Source organism: Chroococcidiopsis sp. [FACHB-1243] (genome assembly GCF_014696895.1).
GTDB lineage: Bacteria > Cyanobacteriota > Cyanobacteriia > Cyanobacteriales > Chroococcidiopsidaceae > Chroococcidiopsis.
This window is the reverse complement of the sequence record NZ_JACJQX010000113.1, coordinates 1-4,819: the sequence shown is the minus strand read 5'-3', so window position 1 is coordinate 4,819 and position 4,819 is coordinate 1. Positions and strand designations below refer to the sequence as shown.

6 protein-coding genes and 1 tRNA gene are annotated in these 4,819 nt (G+C 43.1%); 3 read left to right on the top strand and 4 right to left on the bottom strand.

Annotated elements, in window-relative coordinates; all coding sequences use genetic code 11:
- Window positions 1-7 precede the first annotated feature (7 nt).
- The 3 genes from H6G17_RS35070 to H6G17_RS32070 form a co-directional block, all read right to left on the bottom strand.
- The gene (locus H6G17_RS35070) at window positions 8-217 is read right to left on the bottom strand and encodes a DUF3596 domain-containing protein (RefSeq protein WP_199317191.1); all 210 of its coding nucleotides are present in this window, start codon (window positions 215-217) and stop codon (window positions 8-10) included.
- Window positions 218-464: 247 nt separating this feature from the next.
- A tRNA-Phe gene (locus H6G17_RS32075) sits at window positions 465-537 on the bottom strand.
- Window positions 538-617: 80 nt separating this feature from the next.
- Window positions 618-1,475, bottom strand: coding sequence for a metal ABC transporter permease (locus H6G17_RS32070; protein WP_192162750.1), 858 nt, complete (start codon window positions 1,473-1,475; stop codon window positions 618-620).
- Window positions 1,476-1,598: 123 nt separating this feature from the next.
- On the opposite strand from H6G17_RS32070, the gene H6G17_RS32065 reads away from it, so the two are divergent.
- The gene (locus H6G17_RS32065) at window positions 1,599-2,009 is read left to right on the top strand and encodes a metalloregulator ArsR/SmtB family transcription factor (protein ID WP_132866829.1); all 411 of its coding nucleotides are present in this window, start codon (window positions 1,599-1,601) and stop codon (window positions 2,007-2,009) included.
- Here the strand turns inward: H6G17_RS32065 and H6G17_RS32060 are convergent.
- Window positions 2,006-3,187, bottom strand: coding sequence for a helix-turn-helix domain-containing protein (locus tag H6G17_RS32060; RefSeq protein WP_242038720.1), 1,182 nt, complete (start codon window positions 3,185-3,187; stop codon window positions 2,006-2,008). The two genes, H6G17_RS32065 and H6G17_RS32060, sit on opposite strands and share 4 nt — an antisense overlap.
- Before the next feature lie 298 nt (window positions 3,188-3,485).
- Between H6G17_RS32060 and H6G17_RS33100 the strand changes: the two genes are divergently transcribed.
- Window positions 3,486-4,079 (top strand): glycosyltransferase, encoded by a 594-nt coding sequence (locus H6G17_RS33100; protein ID WP_199317190.1) that lies wholly within the window; start codon window positions 3,486-3,488, stop codon window positions 4,077-4,079.
- A 9-nt stretch (window positions 4,080-4,088) separates the two neighbouring features.
- Window positions 4,089-4,589, top strand: coding sequence for a glycosyltransferase (locus tag H6G17_RS33095; protein ID WP_347276500.1), 501 nt, complete (start codon window positions 4,089-4,091; stop codon window positions 4,587-4,589).
- The last annotated feature ends 230 nt before the right edge of the window (window positions 4,590-4,819 follow it).

Here is a 4,819-nt window from a genome sequence, read left to right as displayed (position 1 = left end):
ATCTCAACTAAAGTTCATCAACAAAATCTTTGGAGTTGTTGCTTGAAGCAATACGAACTAGTCCAGTTCGTTTCTTACTAAAAAGTCTTTGCGACACAACCAGATCGGATTCAATCAGATTTGCTTTAGCCCTGGCTAAGTTTCGATTCACCTTAGAATCTGGCAAGCCAAGGGAAAGGTAATGGCGCTTGCCCTCATGGGAGAAAACTAGCTGCAAGTGACCGTTAGGAAAGTTTGATTTGTACAGACCCTTTACTGGCTTTACTTTTAATGGACTGTGAGGACATAGAACGAGCAGATGGGGTAAACTCCTCGATTCTACTATTTTTACCCCAACTTTACCCCAATTTATGACCTCAACTGACCCAAACTGCTCCCATAAAATGAGAATTGTTATCGTTTTACATCTGTATTTAAGGTCTAACAACCCTTACAGACTGTAGAATTCACGATTTATCAGGAGATGCCAGGAACCAGAATTGAACTGGTGACACGAGGATTTTCAGTCCTCTGCTCTACCAACTGAGCTATCCCGGCGAAGTTGGTGCGTCAATTTTTGGCGCTTTATTAAGGTAGCAAACTTATCAGACCTTGGCAAGGGTTAGGCGCAAAATCTCTCATGCAGTTTTCCAAATGAGCTTCACCCAACTGAAAATGAATGTAAATAGCAAGAATTGGACGAGAACGATACTAGGACCAGAAGCAAAGTTGAGTAGACCCGATAACATAATGCCGACAATGCTACTAACGACCCCAAGCATCACGGAAATGACTAAAAAGTGGGTAAAATGATGACTCACAAGCTTGGCAGTAGCGGCGGGAATGACCAAAAAAGCATTCACCAATAACACGCCTACAGCCTTAATTGCTACGGCTACAGCTAGTGACAGCAAGACAACAAAAGCGTAGCGATAGAGGCGCACGGGGATACCCTGCACCTGTGCCACTGTAGGGTTAAGAGTCAAGAGAATCTGCTGACGCAGCGTAGGTAGTAAGAAAATAATGCTGCTAATTAACACCAAAGAGGTCAAGATCAGATCCGTAGTATCGATCGCTAGAATATCTCCGAATAGGACTCCCATCAAATTGCCGCGATATCCTTGGATCAGGCTGCTGAGGATGACACCTATTGCTAATGCACCCGATAGTACTACACTCAATACGCTATCACTCGACAAATTTGTTTGGTCAATTAAATAGAGGACAACTAAGCCGAATGCAAGGGTAAATGGGAGTAGCATCCAGGTAGGATTTAACTGAAGCAAAACCCCTAAAGCAACACCTACCAAAGCTGCATGACCTACAGCATGACTGAAAAAAGATAACTGTCGTAGGGTGACGAAGCTACCCAGGAAACCGCCAAGGATACCCATTAATATCGCACCTGCGATCGCCCTTTGCATGAAGGGAAACTGAAGCAGTTCGAGTAGGTTATTAACTCCAGCAATAGCAAGCCAGCTAAACTCTAAAATCATTGAACCAACTTATTCTTAAACAGAGCATATCCTAGACCGCGCTATAGTTGGGCTACATAGTTGGGCTATACTTAGGGTGTCTGAAGATTTAATCCAGCAAACACAGTCTTTTATTATCACCCAATGTCAGTTTACTCTGCTTCCGATCGGGCTAAACCAAACTCTACCTCAGAGGCGGATCGTCTTCAGTGCCATCCACCACATCCTGTAGACGTGGATGGAGTTAATCATCTACAAAGCCACGTCCTCAAAACTGAGAAGGCGCAGCGGATGGCTGAATTTTTTAGCCTCTTAGGAGATGCCAATCGGCTACGAATTCTTTCATTGTTGGCACAAAAAGAACTCTGTGTCTGCGATTTAGCCGCCACTCTAGACATGACTGAATCGGCTGTTTCCCATCAGTTGCGAACATTACGTGCAATGCGGTTGGTGAGTTACCGCAAGCAGGGACGCAATGTTTTTTACAACCTCCAAGATAGTCACGTTCTCAATCTCTATCAATCTGTTGCCGAACACTTGGACGAGGAAATCTAGTATTGAAGCCTACGTAATAGCAACGCTAACCGAATTTGTACTGCATCATCAAAACGCCGTGGGTCGAGACCGATTAACGAAGCTATTTTACCAAGACGATAATTCAGAGTATTGCGGTGAATTAAAAGCTGCTTTGCTGTAGCTGAAGGGCTGCAATCACGAGCAAAAAACGCCTCTACGGTTGTTAATAATTCCAATTCGCAATCGAGCGGACTAAGTAAATGCGTGGCTAATTCAATCTTGGTTTGTTCGTCAGCTACGCCAATAAATGCAGCAATTCCCAGACGATCTAAACAATAGACGCGATCGCAACCATTAAAGCGATGACCGAGTGAGAGTGCCATCCTCGCATCTTGATACGATCGCGCTAAACCAGGAATACCTGGATGATAGCGACCGATACCAATACTAATTGCTACTCCTGTATCGCTGCGCAAGCGCATTAGCAGAGCATCACCCGCACGTTTAAGTGCAGCTAGATTCGTCCATAACGCATTCAATGAATTTGTATTATTTCCTCGTTCTGCCCAACTGCCAAGATTTTTGGTATTACTAGCTTTTAAAACTACCAATTCGCCGTTACCTAAATCGGCACAGATTGTATCATCTGGTAAGTGAAAAAAGTTAACTATGCTGCCGATCGCATATTGCGTGCGGCGGCGTTGTCGCACCGTAGCTTTTGCTAAATTCTTGCCGTCTGATTCACCTACTGAAGGTTTTAATACGTATTGAGAAGCATCGATCAAAATTACCGCTCGCGGCGGTGATAAATCTAGCCCTAATAGCTTTGCCTGCCTTAAAATTTCTGTTTCATCGATAATTTGACCATGTAACAGATGATTGACGAACTGATTCTTCAACGCTTGTTGGTTAGGTCGATGGTTCAGTATAGTGGCTTGATTAATTATTAATTCAACTAAAACTTTTGCTAGACGCGGTGAAATTGTCTCACCATTAAATGGTTCTCCAATTGCGACTTCGCCTACTTCTGATTTGAGGTGTAATGGAACTCGTAAATAGTTAGTTTCTTGTTGTTCGCTAAAATAAAGAACTTTGCCAATTCGCTCGTATTTGCTACTAGCAACGATAATATTATTGCAATTTACTACTAATACTTGAGTTGACAAAAGTTCTGTTATTTTACTGGTAACTAAGCGAGCAACTTGTGCAAACTGCATAGTATGGGTAAAAGATGTGTGTGTCAAATTACGTTGCATTGAAATCCAATTTTATTTCTTTATACATGTAAACTGTCAGAATCAAGGATTAAAATTATGCACTTTTATCGCTCAAGAATAGCCATTGCTACTCCGGCTTACTTCTGCCTAAAGAGATAATTTTTTATATGTTTATTTGGTAGTTTTATTTACTAAAACTCTTTTAAGTTTTAACGGCAACAGAGTACACAATCGATACATTGTTAGTATTTCAATAATCAATTTAGTCAAAAAACATTTAATAAATGACAAACGACACATGAAAGTAGTCATTTATACGGATTCTGGCGGAATTGGTGGTGCAGAGATTAGTTTAAGCCACTTGGTTGCTAGCGTTTCAGATCGAATTGAGGTAACAGTCATAGGTACATCTAAGCTTGTCGTGGAAGCGATCGCCCGACAACGCCCTCAAACCGCGCAGATAGTCTTACCTGACAAGCCAATTCATTCGTTCCTAGCTCATCTCACAACTTTATTGCAACTACGTCCTGACGTGGTGCATGTCAATCTCTGTACGCCTTGGGCGGGAGCAATAGGTTTAGCTGCTGCTTTAATCTTATCTGGGGCGCGAGTCGTGCGAGTCGATCAACTGCCACTACGGACAACAGATTTACTGACTTGGTGGCGGACGCGAGTACTTTCGTTACGAGTTGACGCTCATGTCGCCGTTGGTGTCGCAAGTGCGCGGTTAATGGAAGATTTTTACGCCCTCGGTCGTAATTCGGTGGTTTCCGTTCCTAATTGCGTTCCCGATTTGGCTGAAGAACCTCAACTCTCGGCTGTTCATCCTGAAGGAACAATAACCATTGGCAGCATCGGACGGCTGGATGCAATGAAAGGACATGACGTATAATTACGAGCGATCGCATCTGTTGATGAGGTGCAACTGATAATTCTGGGTGAAGGGGACGAACGGGCTAATTTAGAGCAATTGGCAATGGAACTAGGAATCAGCGATCGCGTTAATTTACTCGGCTGGGTAGAAAATCCGCGTGCATACCTACCACAATTCGATATTGTCGCTCAACCATCGCGATCGGAAGGTTTTCCCCTAGCAATCGTGGAGGCGATGCTGGCTGCACGTTCTGTGGTTGCCACTCGCGTCGGTAGCGTGGCTGAAGCTGTTGTTGATGGCGAAACAGGATTTCTAGTCAATAAAAATGATGTTTTAGGGCTAGCATCGGCACTACAACAACTAAGGGACGAGCCTCAATTGCGCTGGCGTTTTGGTCAAAGAGGGCGAGAAATTGCCAAAGCTAATTTGACAGTTAAGCAGATGAGCGATCGCTACGAACTACTATGGCAAGAATTATTAACTCGACCTCAAGCACCTAGATTTTTTGTTCCTCGCCCTAAAGATTAATTGAGTTTGATAATTTTGTCATTTGTCATTTGCGAGGGATGTAGGGCTGGCATTGCCCACCTGAGAAAAGCACGAGCTGACATTGCTGTATTCAAAGATTGCTAAACTTGTTTAAGTTCTAAAAAACACGGTTGTGTCGCAAAGACTTTTTAGTAAGAAACGAACTGGACTAGTTCGTATTGCTTCAAGCAACAACTCCAAAGATTTTGTTGATGAACTTTAGTTGAGAT